The organism is Lentzea chajnantorensis (assembly GCF_054300775.1).
The window spans coordinates 4,690,267-4,715,329 of sequence record NZ_JBSDZT010000002.1 but is presented as its reverse complement, the minus strand read 5'-3'; the positions used below and the strand labels follow the sequence as shown (position 1 = coordinate 4,715,329).

At 71.8% G+C, this 25,063-nt stretch carries 22 protein-coding genes and 1 pseudogene; 15 read left to right on the top strand and 8 right to left on the bottom strand.

Going from position 1 to position 25,063, the window contains the following annotated elements; all coding sequences use genetic code 11:
- Window positions 1-36 precede the first annotated feature (36 nt).
- The 8 genes and pseudogenes from ACVDFE_RS23525 to ACVDFE_RS23490 all read left to right on the top strand — a co-directional run bounded on the left by ACVDFE_RS23525 (window position 37) and on the right by ACVDFE_RS23490 (window position 10,991).
- Window positions 37-1,059, top strand: coding sequence for a LacI family DNA-binding transcriptional regulator (locus ACVDFE_RS23525; RefSeq protein WP_458431861.1), 1,023 nt, complete (start codon window positions 37-39; stop codon window positions 1,057-1,059).
- A gap of 486 nt (window positions 1,060-1,545) precedes the next feature.
- A pseudogene (locus tag ACVDFE_RS23520) lies at window positions 1,546-2,827 on the top strand (ABC transporter substrate-binding protein).
- 20 nt (window positions 2,828-2,847) lie between these two features.
- A complete protein-coding gene (locus tag ACVDFE_RS23515) occupies window positions 2,848-3,786 on the top strand; it encodes a carbohydrate ABC transporter permease (protein ID WP_360389235.1) in 939 nt (312 codons plus the stop codon).
- Window positions 3,783-4,598, top strand: a complete 816-nt coding sequence (locus ACVDFE_RS23510; protein WP_360389238.1) for a carbohydrate ABC transporter permease — start codon at window positions 3,783-3,785, stop codon at window positions 4,596-4,598. Before ACVDFE_RS23515 ends, ACVDFE_RS23510 begins: the two co-directional genes overlap by 4 nt.
- A gap of 2 nt (window positions 4,599-4,600) precedes the next feature.
- On the top strand, window positions 4,601-5,980 hold the full coding sequence (locus ACVDFE_RS23505; protein WP_360389241.1) for a GH1 family beta-glucosidase: 1,380 nt from the start codon (window positions 4,601-4,603) through the stop codon (window positions 5,978-5,980).
- Window positions 5,977-6,993, top strand: a complete 1,017-nt coding sequence (locus tag ACVDFE_RS23500) for a LacI family DNA-binding transcriptional regulator (protein ID WP_360389244.1) — start codon at window positions 5,977-5,979, stop codon at window positions 6,991-6,993. Before ACVDFE_RS23505 ends, ACVDFE_RS23500 begins: the two co-directional genes overlap by 4 nt.
- Before the next feature lie 348 nt (window positions 6,994-7,341).
- Window positions 7,342-9,375, top strand: coding sequence for a cellulose binding domain-containing protein (locus ACVDFE_RS23495; protein WP_458431860.1), 2,034 nt, complete (start codon window positions 7,342-7,344; stop codon window positions 9,373-9,375).
- 29 nt (window positions 9,376-9,404) lie between these two features.
- A complete protein-coding gene (locus ACVDFE_RS23490; protein ID WP_458431859.1) occupies window positions 9,405-10,991 on the top strand; it encodes a cellulase family glycosylhydrolase in 1,587 nt (528 codons plus the stop codon).
- 52 nt (window positions 10,992-11,043) lie between these two features.
- Here the strand turns inward: ACVDFE_RS23490 and ACVDFE_RS23485 are convergent, their stop codons facing one another.
- Window positions 11,044-11,601 (bottom strand): NADPH-dependent FMN reductase, encoded by a 558-nt coding sequence (locus tag ACVDFE_RS23485; RefSeq protein ID WP_360389253.1) that lies wholly within the window; start codon window positions 11,599-11,601, stop codon window positions 11,044-11,046.
- A gap of 85 nt (window positions 11,602-11,686) precedes the next feature.
- On the opposite strand from ACVDFE_RS23485, the gene ACVDFE_RS23480 reads away from it, so the two are divergent.
- On the top strand, window positions 11,687-12,292 hold the full coding sequence (locus ACVDFE_RS23480; protein ID WP_360389256.1) for a TetR family transcriptional regulator: 606 nt from the start codon (window positions 11,687-11,689) through the stop codon (window positions 12,290-12,292).
- Here ACVDFE_RS23480 and larE read toward each other — a convergent pair.
- From larE to ACVDFE_RS23445, 7 genes are all read right to left on the bottom strand, one after another.
- On the bottom strand, window positions 12,279-13,088 hold the full coding sequence (gene larE / locus ACVDFE_RS23475) for an ATP-dependent sacrificial sulfur transferase LarE (RefSeq protein ID WP_458431858.1): 810 nt from the start codon (window positions 13,086-13,088) through the stop codon (window positions 12,279-12,281). The two genes, ACVDFE_RS23480 and larE, sit on opposite strands and share 14 nt — an antisense overlap.
- 55 nt (window positions 13,089-13,143) lie before the next feature.
- Window positions 13,144-14,289: a nickel pincer cofactor biosynthesis protein LarC gene (gene larC, locus ACVDFE_RS23470; RefSeq protein WP_458431857.1), complete on the bottom strand. Its 1,146-nt coding sequence runs from the start codon at window positions 14,287-14,289 to the stop codon at window positions 13,144-13,146.
- The gene (gene larB, locus ACVDFE_RS23465) at window positions 14,286-15,032 is read right to left on the bottom strand and encodes a nickel pincer cofactor biosynthesis protein LarB (RefSeq protein WP_458431856.1); all 747 of its coding nucleotides are present in this window, start codon (window positions 15,030-15,032) and stop codon (window positions 14,286-14,288) included. The genes larC and larB overlap by 4 nt, the downstream gene beginning before the upstream one ends.
- Entirely contained in the window at window positions 15,029-16,159 is a 1,131-nt protein-coding gene (locus ACVDFE_RS23460) for a glycerate kinase (RefSeq protein WP_360389266.1), read from the bottom strand. Before ACVDFE_RS23460 ends, larB begins: the two co-directional genes overlap by 4 nt.
- The gene (gene larA / locus ACVDFE_RS23455; protein ID WP_458431855.1) at window positions 16,156-17,439 is read right to left on the bottom strand and encodes a nickel-dependent lactate racemase; all 1,284 of its coding nucleotides are present in this window, start codon (window positions 17,437-17,439) and stop codon (window positions 16,156-16,158) included. The genes ACVDFE_RS23460 and larA overlap by 4 nt, the downstream gene beginning before the upstream one ends.
- Window positions 17,439-18,347 (bottom strand): amidohydrolase family protein, encoded by a 909-nt coding sequence (locus tag ACVDFE_RS23450; RefSeq protein WP_360389272.1) that lies wholly within the window; start codon window positions 18,345-18,347, stop codon window positions 17,439-17,441. The genes larA and ACVDFE_RS23450 overlap by 1 nt, the downstream gene beginning before the upstream one ends.
- Window positions 18,348-18,435: 88 nt before the next feature.
- Window positions 18,436-19,215, bottom strand: coding sequence for a FadR/GntR family transcriptional regulator (locus ACVDFE_RS23445; protein WP_458431854.1), 780 nt, complete (start codon window positions 19,213-19,215; stop codon window positions 18,436-18,438).
- Between the two features lie 153 nt (window positions 19,216-19,368).
- Between ACVDFE_RS23445 and ACVDFE_RS23440 the strand changes: the two genes are divergently transcribed.
- From ACVDFE_RS23440 to ACVDFE_RS23415, 6 genes are all read left to right on the top strand, one after another.
- Window positions 19,369-20,640 carry an ABC transporter substrate-binding protein gene (locus tag ACVDFE_RS23440; protein WP_458431853.1) on the top strand — a complete coding sequence of 424 codons (1,272 nt, stop codon included), beginning with the start codon at window positions 19,369-19,371 and terminating at the stop codon, window positions 20,638-20,640.
- Between the two features lie 4 nt (window positions 20,641-20,644).
- Window positions 20,645-21,595 carry a carbohydrate ABC transporter permease gene (locus ACVDFE_RS23435; protein ID WP_360389282.1) on the top strand — a complete coding sequence of 317 codons (951 nt, stop codon included), beginning with the start codon at window positions 20,645-20,647 and terminating at the stop codon, window positions 21,593-21,595.
- The gene (locus ACVDFE_RS23430) at window positions 21,595-22,422 is read left to right on the top strand and encodes a carbohydrate ABC transporter permease (protein ID WP_360389285.1); all 828 of its coding nucleotides are present in this window, start codon (window positions 21,595-21,597) and stop codon (window positions 22,420-22,422) included. Before ACVDFE_RS23435 ends, ACVDFE_RS23430 begins: the two co-directional genes overlap by 1 nt.
- 1 nt (window position 22,423) lies before the next feature.
- Window positions 22,424-23,605, top strand: a complete 1,182-nt coding sequence (locus ACVDFE_RS23425) for a mandelate racemase/muconate lactonizing enzyme family protein (RefSeq protein WP_458431852.1) — start codon at window positions 22,424-22,426, stop codon at window positions 23,603-23,605.
- 39 nt (window positions 23,606-23,644) lie between these two features.
- Complete coding sequence (locus tag ACVDFE_RS23420) at window positions 23,645-24,004, top strand: L-rhamnose mutarotase (protein ID WP_360389291.1); 360 nt, start codon at window positions 23,645-23,647, stop codon at window positions 24,002-24,004.
- 71 nt (window positions 24,005-24,075) lie between these two features.
- Window positions 24,076-25,029, top strand: a complete 954-nt coding sequence (locus tag ACVDFE_RS23415; RefSeq protein ID WP_360389293.1) for a hypothetical protein — start codon at window positions 24,076-24,078, stop codon at window positions 25,027-25,029.
- The last annotated feature ends 34 nt before the right edge of the window (window positions 25,030-25,063 follow it).

Sequence of the window (25,063 nt, the reverse complement as noted above, 5' to 3'; positions counted from 1 at the left end):
TTCGAACTGGCACGTGCCCACTCCTACGATGAGCGCATGACGGAGATCGACCGGCAGCGCCGACCGGGCCCGCGCATCGAGGAGGTCGCGCGACTGGCAGGGGTGTCCAAGTCGACGGTCTCCCGCGTGATCAACGACGAGCCGTACGTGTCGGCGAAGTCCCGCGACGCCGTGCACGACGCGATCACCCGCCTGCGCTACAGCCCGAACCAGGCTGCGCGGACCCTCGCGGGCAACCGGGCCAACGCCATCGCGCTGATCGTCTCCGAACAGGGCAGCCGCGTGCTCGGCGACCCGTTCTTCGCGGGCGTCCTGCGGGGTGTGCACGCCGAGCTCGCCGGCCGCCACGTCCAGCTGTTGCTGATGCTGAGCCGCCCGCAGGACCACGACGACCTCGTCACCTACCTCGCGGGCGGCCACGTCGACGGCGCGCTGCTGGTGAGCCTGCACGGCGACGACCCGCTCCCCCACCGCCTGCACGAGCTGGGCCTGCCCGTGGTCGTCGGTGGCCGCCCCCTCGGCTCGGCGGGCGTCCCGTTCGTCGACTCGGACAACTTCACCGGCGGCCTGGAGGCCGCCCGCCACCTGGTGTCGCTCGGGCGCGGCCGCATCGCGACGGTCACCGGCCCCCGCGACATGGCGGCCGGCCAGGACCGCCTGAGCGGATGGCGCCGCGGCCTGGGCGAGGCGCGGCTGCCCGCGGACCTGGTGGCGGAGGCGGACTTCACGCCGGAGAGCGGCGCGACCGCCATGGCCGACCTGCTCGACCGCGCACCGGACCTCGACGCGGTGTTCGTGGCGGCGGACATCATCGCGGTGGGCGCGTTGCGGGTGCTGCACGCGCGTGGCCGCCGGGTGCCGCAGGACGTGGCCGTGGTGGGGTTCGACGACTCGCTGCTGGCGTCCACGGCCACCCCGCCGCTCACGACGGTGCGGCAGGACGTGGAGCAGCTGGGACGGACGCTGACGTGGCGGTTGCTCGGGGAGCTGGCCGGGGAGGCGGGGTTGCCGCCGTCGCTGTTGCTGCCGACGTCGCTGGTGCGGCGGGCGAGCGCGTAGGCCGACGGGCCGCAGGGGCGGCTGAGGAGTCACGGCCGGCGCGAGCGCCTGACGCGAACAGCGGCGCGGCCTGAGCCGTGAGCGCCTGACGCGAGCGGCGGCGCGGTCCGAGCCGTGAGCGCGCACCGGACGTTCGCGGACCGGACGGCACGCCGCGCATTCGAGCGACCCCCGCTCCACCCCGGCCCACGCCGCCTGCACCACCCGCCGCAACCCCTGCTGCGCCAACCGGTCGCGGGCCGGTTGAAGCGGTCCGTACCTGTACCCGCACGGAGCGTTAACCCAAACGACATCTTTCCGGGAACGCTCCCAGTTTTCCCGATTGTGACCTGCACCCCGAACCCCGAGGTCATCCCCCTCCACAGGGCCGGAACTGCCTGATCCGGGCCGGAGTGTGTCTTGACACACTCTCGACACCAGTACGACACTCCTCGGCACCTGGGAGCGCTCCCAGAATCCGCCCGCCGAGACCAGAGGAGTTCTCCCGTGCGACACCGTTGGGTCAGCGTGCTGATCTGTGCCGCCGTGTCCGCCGCCGCCACAACCGCCTGCGGTTCCGGCGGCGCCACTCAGTCCGCAGACGGCAAGACCGAGCTGACGATCGCCACGTTCAACGAGTTCGGGTACGAGGAGCTGTTCAAGGAGTACGAAGCAGCCCACCCGGACGTCAAGATCACGCAGCGCAAGACCGGTCAGGGTCAGCCGCACCACCAGAACCTGTTCACCAAGCTGGGTGCCGGGTCTGGCCTCGCGGACATCGAGGGCGTCGAAGAGGGCTACCTGAGCCAGTTCATGTCGAAGGCCGGGCAGTTCAACGATCTCAAGGAGATCGGCCCGAAGATCGAGGACGACCGCTGGCTGAAGTGGAAGACCGAGGCGATCACCACCAAGGACGGCAAGCTCATGGGCTACGGGACCGACATCGGTCCGCTGGCCATGTGCTACCGCAAGGACCTGTTCGAGCAGGCCGGTCTGCCGTCCGACCCCGAGGGCGTCAAGGCGCTCTTCGCCACGTGGGACAGCTACTTCGCCGCCGGTGACACCTTCATCGCGAAGGTCCCGGGCGTCGCGTGGTTCGACAGCGCGGCCCAGGTCTACAACGCCATGCACAACCAGCTCGAGACCGGCTACTACGACAAGTCCGACAAGCTCGTCGTGGACACCAACGCCGACATCAAGAAGGACTGGACGACGGTGACCGCTGCCGTCGCGAAGGGGCAGTCGGCGCGGCTCGGGGCGTTCAGCCCCGAGTGGAACACCGGCTTCAAGCTCGGCAAGTTCGCCACCAAGACCTGCCCGTCGTGGATGCTCGGCGTCGTCGAGACCCAGGCCGGTCCGGAGAACAAGGGCAAGTGGGCGGTCACCGACGCGTTCCCGAACGGTGGCGGCAACTGGGGCGGTTCGTACCTGACCGTGCCGAAGCAGAGCAAGAACGCCAAGAAGGCCGCCGAGCTTCGCCGCGTGGCTGACCGCGCCGGAGCAGCAGATCAAGGCGTTCAAGGCCAAGGGCACCTTCCCCAGCCAGGTCAAGGCGCTCGACGCGCCGGAGCTGCTGGAGCAGACCAACGCCTACTTCGGTGACGTGAAGGCCGGCGCGCTGTTCGCGACCCAGGCCAAGAAGATCAAGGCCGCGCAGTACAAGGGCCCGGCCGACGGTCAGATCCAGGAGACCGTGTTCAGCCCGGCGCTGCAGTCGGTCGAGCAGGGCAAGAACGCCGAGGAGGCCTGGAAGGCCGCCGTCGAAGGCGCTCAGAAGGCGGCCAAGTAGTGACCGCCACTCTCTCCGAGGTGGACCGCGGGCCAGCGCAGGAGGCTGGCCCGCGGCCTCCGCGGCGGTACCGGCTGTCCAACCTGGACGCCAAGGTCTCGCCCTACCTGTTCGTAGCACCGTTCTTCGTGCTCTTCGGCGCCATCGGGCTGTTCCCGCTGCTCTACACCGCCTACGTCTCCCTGTTCGACTGGGAGGTGGGCGCCGACGAGCCGCTGTTCATCGGCCTGGAGAACTACCGGACGCTGTTCGAGGACGACCAGTTCTGGAACGCGCTGTTCAACACGTTCAGCATCTTCCTGCTCTCGAGCGTCCCGCAGATCGTCGTCGCGGTGGTGATCGCCGCGCTGCTCAACGCCAACCTGCGCGCCCGCACCGGCTGGCGAATGGGCGTGCTGCTGCCCTACGTGGCGAGCCTCGTGGCGCTGACCATCATCTTCGGCAACCTGTTCGGTCCGCAGTACGGCCTGGTGAACGACGTGCTCGGCCTGCTGGGCATCAGCCCGATCGACTGGCAGGCCAGCACCTTCGGCAGCCACGTCGCGATCGCCTCGATGGTCAACTGGCGGTGGACCGGCTACAACGCGCTGATCATCCTCGCCGCGATGCAGGCGATCCCGCGCGACGTGTACGAGGCGGCACTGGTGGACGGCGCGAGCGCGTTGCGGCGGTTCTTCAGCATCACGCTCCCGATGCTGAAGCCCACGCTGATCTTCGTGATCGTCACCTCGACGATCGGTGGCCTGCAGATCTTCACCGAGCCGAAGCTGTTCGAGCCCTCCGGCGGCAGCGGCGGCGGTTCGGAGCACCAGTACCAGACCGTCGTGCTCTACCTCTACCAGTCGGCCTTCCAGGGGCTCGACCTCGGCTACGCCTCCGCCATCGCGTGGGTGCTGTTCCTGGTCGTGATCGGTGTCGCGGTCCTCAACTTCTTCCTCACCAGGAGGGCCGTCAAATGACGAAGCGACCGTCCTTCGCGATCTACGGCATCCTCGCCGCGTTCGTGCTCGGCTCCGCGTTCCCGTTCTACTGGTCGTTCCTCGTCGCGAGCCGCGACAACTCGGTGCTGACCGGTGACTTCACGCTGGTGCCCGGCGGGAACTTCTGGTCCAACGCCGTGCGGGTGTTCGACACGGTCCCGTTCTGGAAGGCGCTGGCCAACAGCTTCATCGTGTCCGGGACCGTGACGCTGTCGGTGGTGCTGCTGTCGACGCTCGCCGGTTTCGCGTTCGCCAAGCTGCGGTTCCGCGGCCGGGGCGTGCTGTTCCTGTTCGTGGTGGCAACGTTGGCAGTGCCGACCCAGCTCGGCATCATCCCGCTCTACATGGCGATGGCCGAGTTCGGCTGGGCCGGTGAGCTGGAGGCCGTGATCGTGCCGAACCTGGTCACCGCGTTCGGCGTGTTCTGGATGCGGCAGTTCCTCCTCGACGCCATCCCCGACGAGCTCGTCGAGGCGGCGCGGATGGACGGCTGCAGCCTGTGGCGCACGTTCTGGCACGTCGCACTGCCCGCGGCCCGGCCGGCCGCCGCGATGCTGGGCGTGTTCACGTTCATGCAGTCGTGGAACGACTTCCTCTGGCCGCTCGTCGTGCTCAACGCCGACAACCCGACGCTCCAGGTCGCACTGGAGAAGCTGCAGAGCGGCTACTACGTCGACTACTCGCTCGTCCTCGCCGGGACCACGCTCGCGACGGTTCCGGTGCTCATCGTCTTCCTCGTGCTCGGGCGGCAGATCGTCGCCGGTGTGATGCAGGGCGCCGTCAAGGGGTGAAAATGGAGAACATTGTTTTCCCGCAGGGTTTTCTGTGGGGCGCTGCGACCGCGGCGTTCCAGGTGGAGGGTGCCACGGCCGTCGACGGCCGCACCGACTCCATCTGGGACACCTTCTGCCGGGTACCCGGCAAGGTCGTCGGCGGCGACTGCGGTGAACCCGCTGCCGATCACTACCGGCGGTTCGAGCAGGACGTGGCCATGATGGCCGAGCTCGGCCTGAAGGCCTACCGGTTCTCGATCGCCTGGCCGCGGGTGCGGCCGGACGGCGGCGACGTGAACCAGAAGGGCCTCGACTTCTACCAGCGGCTCGTGGACACGCTGCTCGCGCACGACATCACCCCGTGGCCGACGCTGTACCACTGGGACCTGCCGCAGACGCTGGAGGACGCGGGCGGCTGGACCAACCGCGACACCGCGTACCGGTTCGCCGACTACGCCGCCGCCACCGTGGAGGCGCTCGGTGACCGGGTCGGCACCTGGACGACGCTGAACGAGCCCTGGTGCTCGGCCTTCCTCGGGTACGCCTCGGGTGTCCACGCCCCCGGCATCACCGACCCGAAGGCCGCGGTCGCCGCGGTGCACCACCTGCTGCTCGGCCACGGGCTCGCGGCCGAGGCGATCCGCACCGCGGTGCCGGACGCCAAGGTGGGCATCACGCTCAACATGTACCCGATCATCCCCGTCGACCCGAGCGACCCGGCCGACCTCGACGTCGCGCGCCGGCTCGACGGGCTGCAGCAGCGGATCTTCCTGGACCCGTTGCTGCGCGGCGAGTACCCCGCCGACATCGTCGCGGACCTCGAACCGTTCGGGTTCAGCGACCACGTGCGCGACGGCGACCTCGCCGTGATCTCGGCACCGATGGCCATGCTCGGCGTGAACTACTACTCCGAGCACTACGTCAGCGCGTCGCCGAACGGCAGTGACAGCGCGCCGTCGCCGTGGGTCGGCGTGCAGCACGCGTCGTTCCCCCGCCGGGACGCCCCGCGCACCGACATGGACTGGGAGGTGCACCCGGACGGTCTCACCGCCGTCCTGCTGCGGCTGCACCACGACTACCCGCGCCTGCCGCTCTACATCACCGAGAACGGTGCGGCGTTCCGCGACGACTTCTCCGGCAACGGCGCCATCGACGACGTCGACCGCACCGGGTTCATCGCGTCGCACCTGCGCGCGGCGCACGCGGCCATCGAGGCGGGGGTCGACCTGCGCGGCTACTTCTGCTGGTCGCTGCTGGACAACTTCGAGTGGGCAGAGGGGTACGCGAAGCGGTTCGGCATCGTCCACGTCGACTACGCGACGCAGATCCGCACGCCGAAGATGAGTGCGAGGTGGTTCTCCCGAGTGGCCCGCGACAACGCGCTGGTCGCCGTCTCATGACCGAACGGACCCGTCGCCCCGGCCCGCGCATCGAGGAAGTGGCGCGCGTGGCCGGGGTGTCGAAGTCCACCGTCTCGCGGGTCATCAACGGCGAGAAGTACGTGAGCGAGCGATCGCGCCAGTCCGTGCACCGCGCGATCGCCCTGCTCGGTTACAGCCCCAACCACGCCGCGCGCACGCTGGCGGGCTCGAAGGCCAACGCGATCGCGCTGGTGATCTCCGAGCAGGGCAGCCGGGTCCTCGCGGACCCGTTCTTCGCCGGCGTGCTGCGCGGGGTGCACGCCGAGCTCGCGGGACGGCACGTCCAGCTGCTGCTGATGATGAACCAGCCGCTGGACGGCCAGGACCAGGTGGCCTACCTCACCGGTGGGCACGTGGACGGGGCGCTCGTCGTGAGCCTGCACGGCGAGGACCCGTTGCCGCGGACGTTGCACGAGGCGGGGCTGCCCATCGTGGTGGGCGGCCGCCCCCTCGCGGGCGGCACCGTCCCGTTCGTCGACTCGGACAACTTCAACGGCTCGCTGGAGGCCGTGCGGTTCCTCGTCTCGCTGGGCCGCGAGAAGATCGCCACGATCGCTGGCCCGCGCGACATGGCGGTCGGCATGGACCGGCTCAGCGGGTGGCGGTGCGGGCTCGCCGAACACGGCATGGCCGTCTCGCTGGTGGTGCACAGCGACTTCACGCCGGAGGCCGGTGCACTGGCGATGGAGGAGCTGCTGCGCAGGGCACCCGACCTCGACGCGGTGTTCGTGGCGGCGGACATCATGGCGCTGGGTGCCCTGCGCGTCCTCCAGGCCCGCGGCTACCGCATCCCCACCGACGTGGCGGTGGTCGGGTTCGACGACTCGGTGCTCGCCTCGACCGCGGTGCCGCCGCTCACCACCGTGCGCCAGGACCTGGAGCAGTTCGGCCGCACCATGACCTGGCGGCTGCTCGCCGAACTGGCGGGCGAGGAGAAGCTCCCCCTCTCGATGTTGCTGCCCACCTCGCTCGTGCGCAGGTCGAGCGCCTGATCCGCCCGGGTGGCGAACGGCTCGGGGGACGACTCCGCAGAGCTGCTCCGGGCACCGGTGGGCGACCACCTCGGCCACCACGTCACCGACGAGGGCCGGCGGTGAATCATGGCCTGGTAGCAGGAGAACCGGCCGGGCCGGGACGCGTCGGAACCGGAGCAGTGACGTGCGGTGAGCGGGATTCGCGACCTGGGACCGCTCGGGCCGCCTTCGAGTCGAATCGACCGTCGAATGTGGACTGAGCGGCGGTAGCCCTCCGGCGAAGACTCCGAACGCCGTCTTGTCCCCGGCCGTTCGGACAACGAACCTGGGAGCGCTCCCAGATCCGTCGCCGAGGACGTGATGCGCATGGCAAGACGCCGGCTCCTCCTGATCTCCGCGCTCGTCGCGGCCTGCCTGCCCGCGGTGGCCACCGCGGCGCCACCGCCGACCGGCCCACCCGCGGACGCGACGGTCGTCGTGAACGCCAAGGCCGGTCTCGCCACCGTTCCCGAGACCGCGCTCGGCGTGAACCACGCCATCTGGGACAGCCAGCTCGGCACTCCCGAGGTGTCCGGCCTGCTCGGCGACGCGGGCGTGCGGATGATGCGCTACCCCGGCGGTTCCTACGGCGACATCTACCACTGGGAGAGCCACACGGCGCCCGGCGGGTACGTCGCGCCGAACACCGACTTCGACACGTTCATGGCCGGTGTCCGCCGCGCGGGGGCGCAGCCGATCGTCATCGCCAACTACGGCACCGGTTCTCCGCAGGAGGCCGCGGACTGGGTGCGCTACGCCAACGTCACCAAGGGCTACGGCGTGAAGTACTGGGAGATCGGCAACGAGCTCTACGGCAACGGGCACTACGGCTCCGCGTGGGAGGCCGACGACCACCCCGACAAGAGCCCGGCCGGGTACGCGCGGGAGACGGTCGCGTTCGCGCAGGCCATGAAAGCGGTCGACCCCACGGTCAAGGTCGGTGCCGTGCTGACCACGCCCGCGAACTGGCCGGACGGCATCGTCGGCACCGGGGACGCGGCGAGCTGGAACCAGACGGTGCTCTCGATCGCGGGACCGCACGTGGACTTCGTGGTCGTGCACTGGTACCCGAGCGGGTCGACGGCCGCGCAGACCCTCGCGAGCACCGACCAGATCGCCGACATGACCTACCTGCTGCGCCAGCAGATCACCAGGTACGCGGGACCGGACCCGGACCGGCTGGGCATCGCCATGACCGAGCTCAACACCACCTACGGCCGCAACACCCAGCCGGGCGCGCTGTTCGCCGCGGAGGCCTACACCTCGTTGCTGGAGAACGGTGTCTTCACCGTCGACTGGTGGAACACCCACAACGGGGCGGAGACGGCGTCCACTGTGGCCGGTCAACCCGACTTCCACGACTTCGGCCTGCTCTCCAGCGGCACCTGCCTGCCCGGTGGCGCCTGCGAACCACCGCTCAACACGCCGTTCGCGCCCTACCACGCGCTCAAGGTGCTCGGGTTGTTCGCACGGCCCGGCGACCAGCTCGTCCGCGCCGGCTCCGGTGACCCGTCGGTCCGGGCGCACGCGGTCCGCAGGCCCAACGGCGACCTCGCCGTGTTGCTGCTCAACGCCGACCCGGACAACGCGCGCACGGTCGCGATCGACTACGCCGGGTACACGCCGTCCGCGAGCACGCCCACCGTGCACACGTTCACCAACGGCGCCAACGGTGTCGTGACCACCGCCGACGGCACCGCGACCAGCCGGACGCTGCCGCCGTTCTCGCTCACGACCCTCGTCCTGAAGCCGGCGGCGGCGAGCGCGCTGCCGCCGGCACCGGGACAGCCGGTGGCGAGCGCGGTCACCGACCGGACCGCCACGATCAGCTGGCCCGCGGTGCCCGGTGGCGTGAAGTACGAGGTCCACCGCCAGCTCGGCACGACCAGCGAGCAGTGGGGCGAGACGACCGGGACCGAGCTGACCGTGCGGAACCTCGACCCCGGCAGCCGCTACGCGGTGAACGTGCTGGCGCGCGACGGGGCCGGGCGGTTGTCGTGGTCCTCTCCCCCGCTCACGATCACCACCGGCAGCCCGGCCACGAGCACCTGCTCGGTGCGGATGGGCAACGTGACGGACTGGAGCAGCGGGTTCGTCGGTTCCGTCGACATCACCAACGACGGCACGGCACCGGTGGCCGACTGGACGCTGACGTTCCGCTGGCCCACGGCGTTGCAGCAGGTGTCGTCGAGCTGGAACGCGACGTGGAACCAGACCGGGACCGCGGTCACGGTCACCGGCACCTCCCGGATCGAACCGGGAGCGACCGTCTCGACGGGCTTCGTGGGCGCCTACACCGGCCCGAACGTCCTGCCGACGGCCTTCACCCTCAACGGAACGCTCTGCCGCACCGCGGCATGAGCCACGCGCGGTTGCTCGGAGGAGAACGGATGAAGCGGCACAACAGGATCGCCGGCGCGGTGCTCGCCGCCGCGGTGGCCGTGAGCGGGGTGGTCGCCGCCGGCGCCGCCGGACAGGTCACGGCCGCGGCGGCGGGCGGCACGGGCACGGGTTACCTGCACACCAGCGGCAGCAAGATCCTCGACAGCACGGGTGCGACGGTCCGGCTGACCGGCATCAACTGGTTCGGGATGGAGACCGACAACAAGACCTTCCACGGCCTGTGGGCCAGCCGGACGTGGCGCCAGCAGCTCGACCAGATGGCGCAGCTGGGCTACAACACGCTGCGGATCCCGTTCTCCAACGACGCGCTGAAGGCCGACGCCAAGGCGACCGGCATCAACGACTACACCAACCCCGACCTCATCGGCCTGTCCCCGCTGCAGATCCTCGACAAGGTCATCGACCACGTGGGGCAGAAGGGGATGCGCGTCATCCTCGACCGGCACCGGCCGACGAGCGCGGGGCAGACCGCCCTCTGGTACACGGCGGGCGTCCCGGAGAGCACCTGGATCAACGACTGGAAGATGCTCGCCCAGCGCTACGCGGGCAACACCACGGTCATCGGCGCGGACCTGCACAACGAGCCGCACGCCGAGGGCACGAACCCGGCGGCGACCGGCGCGTGCTGGGGCTGTGGTGACACCGCCCGCGACTGGCGGCTGGCCGCGGAACGCGCGGGCAACGCGATCCTCGCCGTGCAGCCGAACTGGCTGATCTTCGTCGAGGGCGTGAGCTGCCCGAGCGGCGGGCTGTCGAACGTGTGGGACGGCGACCCGACCAACGACGAGGACTGCGGCTGGTGGGGCGGGAACCTGTCGAGGGCGGGCCAGTTCCCGGTGCGGCTGTCCGTTCCCGGCCGGCTCGTCTACTCCCCGCACGAGTACGCCACCTCGGTCTACGACCAGCCGTGGTTCAGCGCTCCGGACTACCCGGCGAACATGCCGGCGATCTGGGACAGGTACTGGGGTTACCTGTACAAGCAGGACATCGCGCCGATCATGATGGGCGAGTTCGGCACCACGCTCGCCAACCCGGTCGACAAGGTGTGGCTGGAGCACCTCATGGCCCACACCGGGACCGGCGTCACCGGCATGTCGTTCACGTACTGGTCGTGGAACCCGAACAGCGGTGACACGGGCGGCATCGTCGGCGACGACTGGACCACGGTCAACCAGGCGAAGCAGAGCATCCTGCAGCCGTACCTGGTCCCACCGGCCGGCGGGCCGGTCACGACCACCACGACGACCACCACCGGTGGCGGCACGGGCGGCTGCCGGAGCGCGTGGAAGCTCGACAACTCGTGGCAGGGCGGGTTCCAGGGCGCGTTGACCGTGACCAACACGGCTTCGAGCGCCGCGAACCCGTGGACGGTCACGTTCTCGTTGCCCGCGGGGGCCACGATCGTGAGCGGCTGGAACGGCACCTTCAGCCAGAGCGGCACCACGGTCACCGTGACGGCGCCGGCGCACAGCCCGTCGCTGGCGGCGGGAGCGGCCGTGTCGCTCGGTTTCACCGCCAACGGCACGGCGAGCGCGCCCGCGGCGGTCGCGCTCAACCGGTCCGCCTGCGCGTGACACGACTCGGCCGCGGTACCTCGTGAGGGGTACCGCGGCCGAGGTGGGTTCGTCAGACGGTGACGCCGGTGCGGGCGGCCAGACCCTCGATGACCGCGCCGAGCTTCTCGGTGACCTCGGGGTCGTCGACCGGGTGCAGCTCGGCGAAGCGGACCACGGAGCCCGGGATGGACAGCGTCAGGTCCTCGGCGACCTCGGCGCCGGCGATCCGGACGGCCTTGCGGGCCTCGTCCTGCGCCCACACGCCGCCGTACTGGCCGAACGCGGTGCCGACGACGGCGACCGGCTTGCCGGCCAGCGCGCCCGCGCCGTAGGGCCGGGACAGCCAGTCGATGGCGTTCTTCAGCACCGCGGGGATGGTGCCGTTGTACTCGGGCGAGACCAGCAGCAGGGCGTCGGCGTCCTGCGCGGCCTGGCGCAGCTTCGCGGCCTGCGCGGGCACGGTGCCCTCGACGTCGATGTCCTCGTTGTAGAACGGCACCGCGTCCAGCCCGTTGAACAGCTCGACCTCGACGTGCTCCGGCGCGATCTGCACGGCGGCCTCGGCGAGCCTGCGGTTGTGCGATCCGGCGCGGAGGCTGCCGACGAGGGTGAGGATGCGAACGGCCATCAAGAGCTCCTGGGGGTGCAGGTCGTACAGGGTCACCCGATTAAACGGGACGCGTCCCGGTTATCTTCCGGGTTAGGCTGCGGAGGTGATCGACAGCACACCCCTGCCCCTCGTCGGGGCGGGAAAACCCCTGCGTGCGGACGCGGTGCGCAACCAGGCGCGGCTGCTGGAGGCGGCGGCGCGGCTGGCGGCCGAACGCGGCGCGGCGGCGCTCACGATGGAGGCGGTCGCGGCGGCGGCCGGCGTCGGCAAGGGCACGGTGTCACGGCGCTTCGGCGACCGCGGTGGCCTGCTGCTGGCCCTGCTCGACCACGCGGAGCGGCAGTTCCAGGAGGAGTTCCTGACCGGCCGGCCACCACTGGGCTCCGGCGCGCCCGCAGCCGACCGGTTGCACGCGTTCGGCCCGGCCCTGCTCCGCCACGAACGCACCCACCTCGACCTCTACCTGGCCGCGGAACCCACCGCTGGCCGCCGGTACGCGGTTCCGGCCAAGCGGCTGCGGCACGCCCACGTCGTGGCGCTGGTGCGCACGTTGCTCCCGGAGGCCGACGCCGAACTGCTCGCCCACACGCTGCTGGCCTCCGTGGACCTGGTGCTGGTCGACCACCTGGTCCGCGTGCACGGCACGGCGGTGGAGCGGGTGGAGGCGGGCTGGCACGACTTGGTCGACCGGCTGCTCACTCGAGGTTGAGCACCCCCGACCGGAACTCCGCGACCTCGGCACCGTCGAACCCCGCGTCCTTCACCACCTCGGCCACCCCCACCCTGACCTGCGGCAGCTCGACCAGCGTCGGATCGAGCTCGACCCGCCCGACCCCACCGAGGTCGCGCACCCGCAGGTCCCGCGACGGCGTACCGGCACCGGCGAGCCAGGCGCGCACCGCCACCTCGGCCCGTTCCACCCTGGCCAGCCGCGCGGGCGTGATCGCGAGCCCGTACCGCACCCGGCTCGCCAGGCACGGCTGCGCCGGCTTGTCCCACGTGCCCAGCCCCCAGTGCAGGCTGACCGCGCGCACGTCGGCCTTGGTCATCCGCAGCTCCCGCAACGGGGTGTGCACGCCGATCTCGTCCCCCGCCCGGATGCCGGGCCGGAACCGGTCGCGCGCGTCGTCGGCGTTGGTGCCGGTCGCGACGGCGGTGAAGCCGTGCTCGCGGGCGACCTCGGTGATCGCGGTGAGGACCGTGGACTTGCAGAAGTAGCAGCGGTCGCGCCCGTTGGCGGCGTAGCCGGGGTGGTCGAGCTCGGTGGTGCCGGGGGTGAGGTGGCGGACGCCGAGGCTTTGGGCGAACGCGGCCGCTGCCGTTCGTTCGGCCGCGGCGAGGCTGGCGGAGTCGCCGGTGACCGCGAGCACCGCGTCCGGGCCACTCGCGCGCACGGCCGCGGCCAGGACCAGGGCGGAGTCCACACCGCCGGAGAAGGCGACGGCGACCGGGCCGAGGTCGGCGAGGTGCGTGACCAGGCGGGTGGCGGTGGTGGCGGGGTGCATCAGCACTCCTTCGGCTGGTGCGCGGGTGGGGTGGTGGCGACGCAGGTGGCGGCCATCAGCGCTCCCTCGGCTGTTCCGCGGCCAGGGCGAGCACCGTGCGCAACGGCAGTCCCGTCTGCCGGGCCACGGCGGCGGCGTCGTCGTACTCGGGTTTGCCGTGGTGCGGGCCGTGCTTGCGGCGCACCGGCATGCCGTGCACGTGGACCACGTCGGTGGTGCGGGCGGCGGCGGTGCGGCGGACCGCGGTGCGGCGGACGCCGAGGGTGCCGGTTTCGGCGAGCATCAGCCGTTCGAGCTCGTCGGCGGTGGCCGGGGTGGCGAGGGCGTGCAGCACGTGGGCGGGGCGGCCCTTCTTCATCACCGCGGGGGTGGTCCAGCTGTCGAGGGCGCCGCGGTCGATCAGGAGGCCGACGACGTGGCCGAGGACCTCGCCGGTGACGTCGTCGAGGTTCGTCTCCAGCACGACGAGGTCGGCGGAGCTCCCCACCGGCTCGCCGAGCCGCACGACGGCGACGTTCGGCCGGTCCGGCAACACCCGGGTTCCCGCCCCGTACCCCGTGGCCACCAACCGCATCGCGGGCGCGACCCCGTAGTCCGCCGCCATCGCCCGCAGCAGTGCCGCCGCGGTCGGCGTCACGGTCTCGCCGGTCAACGCCGTACCGGTCACCACCGCCCCCTCCAGCAACGCCGCGGTCGCCGGTGCCGGGCACGGCAGGACGCCGTGGGCCGTCCGGACCGAACCGGCACCGAGTGGCAACGGTTCACAGTGGACGGTGCTGACCCCCAGGGCGTGCAGTGCGGCGGCCACACCCACGACGTCCACGAGGGTGTCGTGGCCGCCCAGCTCGTGCAGGTGCACCTCGGCCGGGTCCTCGCCGTGCAGCCTCCCCTCGACCTCGGCGATGGCCTGCACCGCGGCGACCGCCAGTGCCGCGACCGGCGCCGGCGACACCCGGCGGGCCATGGCGATCAGCTCGCCGGCCTTGCGGCTCGCCGCACCGTCCGTCACCGACACCACGGCGCGGCGCACGGCCAGGCCGTGCGTGGACGCGGCGGGAACGGTCAGGTCCCACCCGGTCAGGCCCGTCTCGGCCACGGCGGCGCGGATGGCGTCGAGTGGTGCGCCCGCGTCGACGAGGGCGGCGAGCAGCATGTCGCCGGCCAGGCCGGTGAACGGCGTGATCATGCAGATGCGGTTCACGGCGTGCTCCTGCGCAGGACCGCGGACAGGCGGAAGGCGGCCATCGCGGCGCCGAAGCCGGAGTCGATGTTCACCACGGTGATGCCGGCCGCGCAGGAGGCGTGCATCGCCAGCAGCGCGGTGATGCCCTCCAGACCGGCGCCGTAGCCGGTGGAGGTGGGCACCGCGACCACCGGGCAGGCGACCAGGCCACCGATCGCGCTCGCCAGCGCGCCCTCCATGCCCGCAACGACGATCACGGTGTCGGCGGCGCGCAGCCGGTGCTGTTCGGCCAGCAGGCGGTGCAGGCCGGCCACGCCGACGTCGGTCACCGAGGTGACGTCCAAGCCGACGGCAGCGGCGATCGCGGCGGCCTCGCGGGCCACGGGCAGGTCGGCGGTGCCGGCGGCGGCGACCACGACGGTGAACGCGGTGGGCCGGGCCGGGCGCCACGTGAGCAGACGGGCAGCGCTGTCGTAGGTGCCGTCCGGAACGGCGTCCAGCACGACGCCGGCGGTGTCGGGGGTCACGCGGGTGACGAGCACCGGGCCGTCGTTGTGCCGCAGCAGGGTCCGGACGATCGCCACGACCTGGGCCGCGGTCTTGCCGGTGCCGTAGACGACCTCCGGCACCCCCTGGCGGGCCTCGCGGCCGACGTCGACCCTGGCGAAGCCGAGGTCCACGGCCTCGCTGTCGGTAGCGGAAAAGTGCTCGTTGATCTTGAGTTGGGGGTACTTGCAGACGCCGTCGGAGGGACTGGTCATGCGGCTCCTCCCCTGGCCACGACGGACGGCAGCTCGCGGCCGACCTGCGCCAGCAGCTCCGGTGCCCGCGCCATCGCCGTCGCGACGTCGCCCGCGCGGTCGAGCAACGACCACGCCGCGCTCACCCCGGCCGCGCGCAGCTGGTCCGCGGAGAGCCGGACGTCACCGGCGACCACGACGACCGGTACGCCGTGGCGCCTGGCCGCCTCCGCCACGCCGACGGGTGCCTTGCCGCGCAGGCTCTGCTCGTCGAACCGGCCCTCGCCGACCACGACGAGCGCCGCCGTGCGCAGCGCGTCCTCCAGGCCGATCTCACCCAGCACGAAGTCCGCGCCGGAGCTGCGCCGCGCACCGAGGGCGGCCAGCGCGGCGAACCCCGTGCCACCCGCCGCGCCCGCGCCCGGCGCACCGCTCAGATCGCGGCCGACCTCGCGCTCCACGACGGCCGCGAACCGCTCCAGGCCCCGCTCCAGCACCTCGACGTCACGCGGTGAGGCGCCCTTCTGCGGGCCGAACACCGCGGCGGCACCGGACGGGCCGGTCAGCGGGTTGTCCACATCGGACACCAGCGTCACGCGCGCCAGCCGCAGCCGGAAGTCCAGGCCGGACAGGTCCACGTGCGCGACCCCGGTCAACGCCGCACCGCCGGGACCGACCGGCACGCCGCGCGCGTCCGTGATGCGGGCACCGAGGGCGCGCAGCAGGCCCGCTCCCCCGTCGGTGGTGGCGCTGCCGCCGACCGCCAGCACGATGTCCAGGCAGCCGTGGTCGAGTGCCGCGCGGATGAGCTCGCCGGTGCCGTGGGTGTCGGCCACCAGCGGCGCCGCCACCCCGTCCGGCAGCACGCCCAGGCCGCTCGCGAGCGCCAGCTCGACCACCGCACGCGTGCCGCGCACCGCGAACGCCGCCCGCACCGGCCGTCCGGTGGGACCGGTGACGTCGGCGTGCACCTCGCGATACCCGGCCCGCGCCAGTGCGGCGAGCGTGCCCTCGCCGCCGTCCGCCACCGGCATCGCCACCGCCGTGCCGCCCGCGCCGACGACGCCCGAGACGACGGCGGCGCAGGCCTGCTCGGCGGTCAGGCTGCCGCGGAACTTGTCGAGGCAGACCAGCACCGTGCCGCTCATCGCCCCTCCCCCGTCACGTACGGGATGGTCTGCGGACCCTCCGGCAGCACGCACAGGCGGGCACCGGGACCGGCGGACGCCAGCGCCTCCGCGACCGTCGCGGAGATGTCCGCGGTCTGCTCCAGGTGCGCGGTGGCCAGCTCCGCGTCGGTCAGGTGTGAGGTGTGCACGACGACCCGGCAGTCGGCCTGGATGCGGGCCTGGATCTGCACCTGCCACTGGTCGGGCACGGTGACCTCGCGCGCGGAGATCTCCGCGAACAGCTCCGCCGACGAACCGGCCGAGGCCAGCACCTCGCGGTACGAGCCGTGGTCGGGGAACCCGTCGCGGCACTCGGCTGCGCACACGATCGTGCCGCCCGGCCGCACCACCCGGTAGGCCGCCGACATGCCCTTCACCGCCTGGTAGAGGTTCTGGTCGAGCGGGAAGCCGGAGTTCGTCGTCACCACCACGTCGAACGGCCGCGGCACCGGCCGCATCGCGACCTCGCGGGCGGTGCGCACGGCCGCCGCGTGCATCTCCGGCAGGTCCCCGCCGAACGCGGCGACGACCTCCTTGTCCTGGTTCAGCACCACGTCGAACCCGAACGTCACCCCGGTCGCGGCCGCGATGGCGCGCACGTCGTCGTGCACCGGGTTGCCCTCGATGACGCCCCACGTCGCCCGCGGGTGGCCGATCCGGCGCGCGTCGTGCAGCACCAGCACCGTCTCCAGGGCGGCGAGACCGGGTGCGACGAGCTTGGGCCCGCCGGAGAACCCGGCGAAGAAGTGCGGTTCGACGAACCCGGTGGTGATGCGCACGTCCGCGGCCACCCACTCGCTGTTGAGCCACACCGGGACGTCCGCGGCGAGCTTCCCCAGCCACGTCAGGCCGGTCCGGTCGCGGGCGTCGTGGTTGACGATCCGCACCGAGTCGACCACCTCGTCGCCGAACATCGCCCGCAGCTCCGCGTCCGTGTTGCCGCGGTGGGTGCCGGTCGCGACCAGCACCACGACGTCGTCGAGGTCGACCAGCCCGTCGAGCTCCGCCAGCACCGCAGGGATCATCAGGTGCCGTGGCTGCGGGCGGGTGCCGTCGCAGGCGGAGATCGCCACGGTCTGGCCGCGCCGCACCCGCTCGCGCAACGGCGGCCCCGCGACCGGCGAGCGCAACGCCCGCCGCAGCACCTGCTCCGCCGGCTCCGGCACCGGGTGGTGCCGCGGGGTCACGACGGTGGTCACCGCCGGGTCGACGCGCAGGTCCAGTCCGGTCTCCCCGTAGGCCAGCCGCACGACGTCCATCACCGCTCCCCCAGCCGGTAGACGCGGGTGGCCGTGCCGGCGAGGACGTCGGCGCGCTCGGCAGCGGACAGCCCGCACAGCAGCGCGTCGGCGGCGGACAGCACCTCCCCGTACTCGGCGGCGAGCAGGCACACCGGCCAGTCGGAGCCGACCATCAGCCGGTCCGGCCCGAACACCTCCAGCACCAGGTCGACGCACGGCCGCAGGTCCTCGACCGTCCAGTCAGGACCGGCCTCCGTCACGAGCCCGGACACCTTGGCGGTCACGTTCGGCTCGGCCGCCAGCGCCGACAGGTGGGTCGCCCACGGCTGGTACGCCCGGCGCGCGATGTCCGGTTTGGACAGGTGGTCCACCACGAACACCATGTCCGGCACCGATCTCACGGCCACCAGCGCCGCGGGCAGCTGGTGCGGGCGGGTCAGCAGGTCGTAGGCCAGCCCGGCGTCGCGCACCGCCCGCAGCCCGGTCAGCACCTCCGGCCGCAGGAGCCAGTCCGGATCGGGTTCGGACTGCACGAGGTGCCGCACGCCCACCAGCCGGTCGCCACCCGGTCCCGACCGCAACCGGTCGAGCTGCTCGGCGACGTCGGGCGCGGTGAGGTCGACCCAGCCGACGACACCGGCGACGAGCCCGGACTCCGCTGCCAGTGCGAGGAACTCGGCCGTCTCGCCGGTGTCGGCGAGCACCTGGACCAGCACGGTGGCGTCCACCCCGGCCGGTCCGGTCACCTCCGCGAGGTCCGCGAGCCCGAAGTCGCGGCGGATCCGCGCGACCTCCGGCGCGTCGAGCCAGCCCTGCGGGCGTGCGGAGAGGTCCCACAGGTGGTGGTGGGCGTCGATCCGGCGTGGTGCGGGCGTGCCCGCCCTTCCGGCCGGCAGCTCCGCCGTGCTCCCGTCGAAGTCACCCATGGCCCAGTCGCTCCGTTCGTCGAATGCCTGTGGGAGGAGCGGCGCACGGCGGTGGCGGAACCGGTGTGCGCCAGGAGGTGCGAGAAGATCAGCGGTCCAGGCGGCCCGGCTCGCCCACGTCCGTGCGGCGCACGAGCCAGGCCTCGGTGATGTGGGTGAACATGGCCTCGGCGGCGCCTTCCGGGTCGTGCGCCGCGATGCGCTCGCAGATGCGGCGGTGTCCCCGGTTCGAGGCCGCGCACAGCTCGCTGTCGGTCCTGCCCGTGTAGCGGGCGGTGTTGAACACCTGGCTCTCCAACGACCGCACGACGCCTCTGGCAATGCGGTTGCCGGACGCGCGCATGATCGTGTCGTGGAAGACGTGGTCCTGTTCGCGGTAGGCGGTGGGGTCGTCCACCAGCCGGTCCATCAGGTCCACGAGGTCGCGCAGTGCGGCCACGGTGGCGTCGTCCGCGACCCGCGCGGCGACCAGGGCCATGTCGGACTCCAGCAGCCTGCGGGTGACCACCAGGTCGTCGAGGACCCCCAGCGTCTCGTCCTCGGCGACGACGGCGCCCAGCACGAGCTCGTCGAGCATGTTCCACATCGACGGCGGCGTGACCAGCGTGCCCGCTCCCTGGCGCACCTGGACGAGACCCTTCTCCTGCAACACCTTCACGGCCTCGCGGACCACCGTGCGGCTCACCGAGAACGTCTCGCACAGCACCGGCTCCGGCGGCAGCGACGTGCCCGGCGGGTGGTCGCCGCGCACGATCCGCTCCACGAGCTCGGTCGTGATCGCCCTGGCCAGGTTCGCCGGTCCGCGCACCCAGCCCGGGGCGGGGTGCGCGCCCACGGCCGCGCCCGGCCGCTGGCCTGATGCCGTCATCCGTTCCTCCGGTCGCGCTCCGCCGATGCGCTGGAGCGCGCTGCGGAGCGTACCCCGAATGACCCGTTGACGTAATACGTCATACGACTTACGTTCAGGCGGACCTCGTCGGGCCGGTCTCCCCCGGCCAACCGTCTCGGGAAGTGAGCAGCGATGAAGCAGCGCACACTGTGGTCGGCCGCCCTGGTGGTGGGTCTCGCGTTGACAGCGGGCTGCGGGAGCGCCTCCGGGCCGGGCACGTCCTCCGGCGGTGCGAGCGACAAGCTCGTGGTGTGGGACTGGAAGTCCGGTGACGCCAAGACGCGCGGCTACGTCGAGAAGGCCAAGGCCGACTTCGCGAAGAAGCACCCCGGCGTGCAGGTCGAGTTCGTGGCGCAGCCGTTCGACCAGTACTACACGCTGCTCGGCGCGGCCATCCAGGCGGGCAAGGGACCGGACGTGGTCCTGTTCAACGGCGGCGGCCAGATCCGCGACCGGTCCGACGCGCTCGCCCCGCTCGACTCCTTCGTCTCCGAGGACCGCGGTCGCTTAGCGGGCTGGGACGCGTTCACCGACGAGGGCAAGGTCTACGCCGCACCGGTGACCCTGCAGGGCCACCCGATCTACTACAACAGGGACCTCTACCAGAAGGCCGGGCTCAACCCCGACTCCCCCGCGAAGACCTGGGACGACTTCGTGCGCGACTGCGGCGTCATCACCCAGAAGACCGGCGCGAAGTGCTTCGCGCTGGGCAACAAGGAGGGCATCGGAATCCAGTTCTTCCTGTCCGCCATGGGATCGGCCGTCCTGACGCCGCAGGAGTACGACGCCTGGATCGCCGGCAAGCGCGACTGGTCCTCACCGGACGTCAAGAAGGTCTTCGAGCTGTGGAAGCAGACCGGCGACAGCGGGCTGAACACCGACGGCGCCAACTCGACCGCCATGTTCAACGACGCGTTCGCCGCCTTCAACGCCGCCAAGGCCGCCAACGTCATCGGCCTGATGTCGGACGTGGGGCACTGGAAGGACTTCGCCGAGTTCCTCACCCCGGAGAAGGTCGGCGTCCGGCCCGCACCCCTGGTCAACCCGGCCGCGAAGCCGAGCCTGGCCTACGACGGCGGCATCGGCTACGCCGTCGCGAAGTGGACGAAGGACCAGGGGGTCGCCGCCGACCTCGTCCGATCGCTGACCTCCACCGAGGCGCTGAAGGCGTTCTACCTCGACGGCGGCGCGATCGCGGCCGACACGACGATCGACACCGCAGCCGGCGGCCCCGCGGTCAAGACCATCGTCGGCGAGGTGAAGTCGGGCAAGCCCGCCCTGCACGTGGCGTTGTCGTCCAAGACGGTCGACCTCATGGGCCGGCTCTCGCAGCAGCTGCTCAGCGGCTCGGCCACGGTGGACGAGGTGCTGCAGCAGCTCGCGGCCTCCGACAAGACGGGCTGACGGCGTGACGGCACCCTCCCTCTCGCCCGCGGGCCCGGCCACCACCGGGCCCGTCCGGCCCGCTGCCCCGCCCACCCGGCGACGCCGCGGTGGCCCGCGGTCCGAGCGCCTGGCTCCCCTGGTGCTGCTGGCCCCGGCCGTCCTGGTGATCGTCGGGCTGCGGCTGTGGCCGCTGGTGCTGGGGATCAACTTCTCCTTCACCGGCGACGGCGACCGCAACGGCCAGGCCGTCGGGTTCGCCAACTACCTGGCATTGCTCGACGACCCGCTGTTCCGCACGGCGCTGCGCAACGTGGGCCTGCTCGTGCTGCTGCTGCCGGTGGCCGTAGCGGTCCCCGGGCTGCTCGCGACGTTCATCTTCCTGAAGGTGCCCGGCCACCGCGTCTACCGCGGCGTGTACTTCTTCCCCGCCGTGCTGTCCCCGGTGATCGTCGGCGCGATCTTCACGCTGCTGCTGGCGTTCGACGGCCCGGTCAACGCGCTGCTCGGCCTCGCGGGCCTCGGGCCGGTGGACTGGCTGGGCGACCCCGGCGTGGCGATCTTCGCGGTCGTCGGTGTGCACGTGTGGGCGACGTTCGGCATGGGGCTGGTGGTGTTCCTGGCCGGGTTCGCGACCCTCGACCGCTCGCTGCTCGACGCCGCCGAGGTGGACGGCGCGTCGCTGGTGCAGCGGATCCGGCACGTGGTCGTGCCCGGCCTGTCCCGCACGATCCAGTTCGTCTTCGTCACGACGATGATCGGGCTGCTGACGTCGATGTTCGGCCTGGTGTACGTGATGACGAGCGGTGGCCCGGAGGGGTCGACCTACCTGCCCGAGTACTACGTGTGGATCCAGCAGGGGCAGCTGAACCAGCCCGCGCTCGCCTCCGCAGCCTCCACGGCGCTGTTCCTGATCATGCTCGTGGTGGGGCTGGCCCAGGTCGCGGTCCTGCGACGCACCGGGAGGGACGACTGATGACCGGTTCCCGGCTGAGCAGGTGGGTGGTCGCGGTCCCGATGGCGCTGCTCGCGCTGGCCACGGTCTACCCGCTGGTGTTCACGGCCAACGTGGCGGTGAAGACGCGGCGCGAGTACGTGCTCGACCGGTTCTCCCCCGCCGGCTCCTTCAGCCTCGACAACGTCGTCAAGGCGTGGACCAGCGTCGGGATGTCGCGCTACTTCCTCAACTCGGTGGTCGTCGTGACCTGTTCGGTCGCGCTGCTGCTGCTGCTCGGGTCGATGGCGGGCTTCGCGTTGGCCCGGCTGCGGTTCCGCGGTTCCTCCGCGCTGTTCCTGGGCGTGCTGGCGGCGTTGTTCATCCCGTTCCAGGTGATCATGGTGCCGCTGGCGCGGATCATGGCCGACACCGGGCTCGTCGACACCTACCCGGGGCTGGTGCTGGCCTACGTGGCGCAGTTCCTGCCGTTCACGATCTTCCTGCTGACGAGCTACTACTCGACCGTGCCGGCGGAGATCGTGGACGCCGCGCGGATCGACGGGAACTCCGTCTACGGCGTCTACTGGCGGATCATGCTGCCGATCGGCGCGCCCGCGCTGCTGTCGGTCGGGGTGCTCAACGCGCTCTTCTGCTGGAACGACGTGCTCATCGCGCTGCTGGTGATGCCGTCGGCCGAGCACCGCACGCTGATGGTGGGCGTGACGTCGTTGCGCGGGCAGTACTCCGACGACATCCCCACGTTCGCCTCCGGCGTGCTCATCGCCGCGGTCCCCGTCCTGCTCGTCTACCTCTTCCTGCAACGACAGATCGCCGACGGGGTCACCGCCGGGTCGACGAAGGGCTGACATGCGCATCACTGGTCTGCGGACCCTCACCACGGTCCAGGACTGGGGCCGCCCGGTCGGGGACGCCAACGGCGTCCACCCCGACGGCCTGGTCCGGGTCCCCGTCGTCGTCGTGGAGACCGACACCGGCCTGACCGGGGTCGGGCTCGGCCCGCACGTGGAGGCCGACACCGTCTTCGCCGCCATCGAGGGCGAGGACCCGCGTTCGGTCACCGCCCTCTACGACCGGATGCTGCGCCGGGTGTTCAAGGCGGGCCACGCCGGCGCGGTCTTCGGCACGATCGGCGCGGTCGACACCGCGTTGTGGGACATCAAGGCGCAGGCGGCGGGCGAACCGCTGTGGCGGCTGCTCGGCGGTCGCGACCGCCGTGTGCCCGCCTACGCCTCCGGGCTGTGCGTCGCGCTGCCCGATGACGAGCTGGTCGCGGTGTACCAGGAGTACGCGGCGCACGGGCTGCGCGCGGCGAAGCTCAAGGGCGGCCTCGACGTGGACCGCGACCGGCACCGCCTCGCCCTGGTCCGCGACGTCCTCACCGAGGCGGGCGGCGGCGCCCGGCCCAGCCTGATGCTGGACGTCAACGAGACCTGGACGCGCAAGCAGGCGGTCCGCTACGTCAGCGAGCTGGAACGCACCTTCGACCTGACCTGGGTCGAGGAACCGGTGCGGCGCTGGGACGTCGAGGGCCACGCGGCGGTCGGGCGCGGCATCCGCGCGTCGGTCGCCACCGGCGAGAACCTCACCGGACTCGAACAGCACCGCCCGCTGATCGCCGCCGGTGCCGTCGACGTCGTGCAGACCGCCGCCGTCTGGGGGATCACGCACTTCCTGCGGGTCGCCGCGCTGGCCCACGCTCACGACCTGCCGGTGAGCCCGATCGGCACGAGCCCGGTGGGGCTGCTGCACGCCGCCGCGTCCGTGCCCAACCACCTGGTGAGCGAACTGCAGGACCTCCGCCCGCCGGTGGGCGTGGAGATCGACCTGACCGTGGCGGACGGGGCGTACGTCCTGGGCGAGACCCCCGGCCTCGGGCTGCGCGTCGACGAGGAGAGGATCGCCGCGGCCGGTGACCTGCTGCCCGCTGCCCTGTCCGGTGGCCCGCACATCCGGCCCGAACGCGCCGGGCACCGCCTGCACGCGGTGGAGGTCGGGCAGGACGTGGAAAGTCCCGTGCTCAACGCGTAGAACGAAGACCCCGCCGCCCGCGAAGGAGAGCTCCCCCGCATGGAACCACAGCGCTTCGGCATGCTGATCCGGCTGCGCCCGGAGAAGCGCGAGGAGTACCTGGAGCTGCACTCGGCCGTCTGGCCCGCGGTCGAGCAGACGCTGCTCGACGCGAACATGCGCAACTTCACGATCTTCCTGCACGGCGACCTGCTGTTCGGCTACTACGAGTACGTCGGCGACGACCACGACGCCGACCAGGCCCGCATCGCGGCGGACCCGGAGACGCAACGGTGGTGGACGTTCACCGACCCGTGCCAGGAGTCGCTGGCGGAGCCGGACTCCGGGCACTGGTGGGTGCCGATGCGGGAGGTGTGGCACCTCTCCGGCCCCGGCGGACAGGCAGCGCCGGCCGGCTGACAACAGCACGACAACCGCTCCACAACAGCGCGCCGGTACTCCTTCGGTAGCAGAGCACAACCGAGGAGGACATGGTGAGAACCAAGCTGGCCGCGATGGTGGTCGCACTTCTCTCGATCGTGGGGCTCGCCGTCGTGCCGACGGCGAACGCCACACCGGCCTACCGCGACGTCTACATCCGCGACAACGGCAGCGACATCGGCAACGAACCCAGCAGCGGCAGCATCTACCACAGCCCCGACATCCGGGTCTGCTACACGCCGACGCCGTGCGCGACCTCGCAGCAGCCGATCGTGGGCGCGACCAACTACGTGTTCGTCAACCTGCGCCGCAAGCCGAACGGCCTCGGCAACGTGGACGGCGCCCTGCACCTGTACCGCAGCAACCTCGGCGGCGGCACGGCGTGGCCGGGCGGCTGGACCTACATCGGCGGCGTGGGCGCGAGCGTGCCGGTCAGCGGCTCGACCGTGATGATCACCTGGCCCGGCTGGAACGTGCCCGGTCCCGCGCACTTCTGCCTGCTCGCCCGCTGGGTGTCCAGCGCCGACCCGATGACGTTCGCCGAGGGGTCCAACACGCAGCTCAACGCCCAGCGCAACAACAACATCGCGTGGCGCAACGTCGACTCGGTGCGGGTCCTCCCCGGCCGGCCGATCACCCGGCCGTACACGATCGGCAACCCGGAGGCGTTCGACACCAGGCAGGCGCTGGTGCTGGAGCAGCCGGAGCGGCAGTTCACCGGCACGGTGACGGTCGACCTCGGCCCTGACCTCGCCGCCAGGTGGAAGGCGACCGGTCAGCGGGGCACCGGTGTGCGGCAGGTCGGTGAGACGCAGTTCCAGGTCGTCGAGCCGAAGCTCGCCCGCTTCGAAGGGCTCACGCTCAAGGCGGAGGAGCGGATTCAGATCGGCGTGACCTTCGCGACCGACGTGGAGGCCGCACCGGCGGTGCTGGAGGTGCACCAGATCGACGCGCAGGGCCTCGACCTCGGTGGTGCGCAGTACCGGATCAACGACAAGGAGTGAGTATCAGCCCCGGCGGGTCCGACTCCGTTGAACG

Bases quoted from the DNA above. Each gene is read 5' to 3' on its own strand.
- ACVDFE_RS23420 (WP_360389291.1), top strand. From the start codon at position 23,645: ATGGAACCACAGCGCTTCGGCATGCTGATCCGGCTGCGCCCGGAGAAG.
- ACVDFE_RS23425 (WP_458431852.1), top strand. From the start codon at position 22,424: ATGCGCATCACTGGTCTGCGGACCCTCACCACGGTCCAGGACTGGGGC.
- ACVDFE_RS23495 (WP_458431860.1), top strand. From the start codon at position 7,342: ATGGCAAGACGCCGGCTCCTCCTGATCTCCGCGCTCGTCGCGGCCTGC.
- ACVDFE_RS23500 (WP_360389244.1), top strand. From the start codon at position 5,977: ATGACCGAACGGACCCGTCGCCCCGGCCCGCGCATCGAGGAAGTGGCG.
- ACVDFE_RS23450 (WP_360389272.1), bottom strand. From the start codon at position 18,347: ATGGGTGACTTCGACGGGAGCACGGCGGAGCTGCCGGCCGGAAGGGCG.
- ACVDFE_RS23505 (WP_360389241.1), top strand. From the start codon at position 4,601: ATGGAGAACATTGTTTTCCCGCAGGGTTTTCTGTGGGGCGCTGCGACC.
- ACVDFE_RS23510 (WP_360389238.1), top strand. From the start codon at position 3,783: ATGACGAAGCGACCGTCCTTCGCGATCTACGGCATCCTCGCCGCGTTC.
- larE (WP_458431858.1), bottom strand. From the start codon at position 13,088: ATGCACCCCGCCACCACCGCCACCCGCCTGGTCACGCACCTCGCCGAC.
- ACVDFE_RS23525 (WP_458431861.1), top strand. From the start codon at position 37: ATGACGGAGATCGACCGGCAGCGCCGACCGGGCCCGCGCATCGAGGAG.
- ACVDFE_RS23490 (WP_458431859.1), top strand. From the start codon at position 9,405: ATGAAGCGGCACAACAGGATCGCCGGCGCGGTGCTCGCCGCCGCGGTG.
- ACVDFE_RS23440 (WP_458431853.1), top strand. From the start codon at position 19,369: ATGAAGCAGCGCACACTGTGGTCGGCCGCCCTGGTGGTGGGTCTCGCG.
- ACVDFE_RS23415 (WP_360389293.1), top strand. From the start codon at position 24,076: ATGGTGAGAACCAAGCTGGCCGCGATGGTGGTCGCACTTCTCTCGATC.
- ACVDFE_RS23460 (WP_360389266.1), bottom strand. From the start codon at position 16,159: ATGAGCGGCACGGTGCTGGTCTGCCTCGACAAGTTCCGCGGCAGCCTG.
- larB (WP_458431856.1), bottom strand. From the start codon at position 15,032: ATGACCAGTCCCTCCGACGGCGTCTGCAAGTACCCCCAACTCAAGATC.
- larA (WP_458431855.1), bottom strand. From the start codon at position 17,439: ATGGACGTCGTGCGGCTGGCCTACGGGGAGACCGGACTGGACCTGCGC.
- ACVDFE_RS23445 (WP_458431854.1), bottom strand. From the start codon at position 19,215: ATGACGGCATCAGGCCAGCGGCCGGGCGCGGCCGTGGGCGCGCACCCC.
- ACVDFE_RS23485 (WP_360389253.1), bottom strand. From the start codon at position 11,601: ATGGCCGTTCGCATCCTCACCCTCGTCGGCAGCCTCCGCGCCGGATCG.
- ACVDFE_RS23430 (WP_360389285.1), top strand. From the start codon at position 21,595: ATGACCGGTTCCCGGCTGAGCAGGTGGGTGGTCGCGGTCCCGATGGCG.